We start from the raw sequence: 961 nt of genomic DNA on the forward strand, positions 1-961 counted from the left end.
GCTCATACACAAAGCGTACTGGCATGGCGGTTAAACGTTGGTTTACGCCTGCTGACATTTGCTCTAGCAAGCTGTATTCGATTTCATTACGCAAGTCGTATTCTGCATCACGCGTCATTTTCATCGCGTAGCCTGCGAGCTCATCATAGTCGAAAAAGCCTTTAAAAAGCTCGTCTAAACAGTATCGGATGATGTTATCAAGCAGGATGATGGTCTTACGGCGTTTGCCTTTTTGCTCAGGCACCATCACGAAGCGTGGCAGGTGGTCGGTTGGAATTTCGATGAGAGCGTATTGAGAGTGGTCTTCTTTGCGCAGTTCGACGGCGATGTAAGCGTATTCGTCTTTGAGGAATTGCAGCACGTCGATTTCATCTTTCATCAATAAAGGCGTGATATGTGGCATGACTTCTTTGCGGAAGTATTTGGTGATCCACTTTTCCTGCGCTTCATCGAGTTGATGCTCATTGACCAAGAAAATGCGACGCCGTGCCATTTCTCTAATTAATTCACTGTAAAGTTCGTCGAATTGTTCGTTAAGCTTAAGGGCTTTAGCTTGCATCTTACTTAACAGACGCTTGGAGTTGTCACTCCCTCCTCGCTCTTGGTTGATCAAAATACGACGTTTCACATCAGCGAAGCGCACTTTGTAGAATTCGTCGAGGTTGTTGGAAAAGATCCCAAGAAAACGAATACGCTCGATCAACGGAACGGTTTTGTCGGCCGCTTCTTGTAACACTCGTTCATTGAAAGATAACCAACTAAGCTCTTTTTCTATATATAGTTTTTCTGCGCTCATAACCTTACCTAGCCTAAAGTGAAGTAATCGTACTGATCATGGGGATAAACAGACGAGTGAAAACATTATGAGATTTTTGTTACAGATATATTTCATACCACGCATTGCATAAGAGTTGTATTCTTTTCAGGTGTTTAATGTGATCTGTAATATAATTGTCATCTT

General features: G+C 42.7%; 1 pseudogene. It reads right to left on the minus strand.

Going from position 1 to position 961, the window contains the following annotated elements:
• Positions 1–796: pseudogene (locus R8O11_RS25640) on the minus strand (RNA degradosome polyphosphate kinase); the annotation flags it as partial.
• Positions 797–961 lie beyond the last annotated feature (165 nt).

The sequence above is a fragment of the Vibrio sp. 1288 genome (assembly GCF_033344475.1).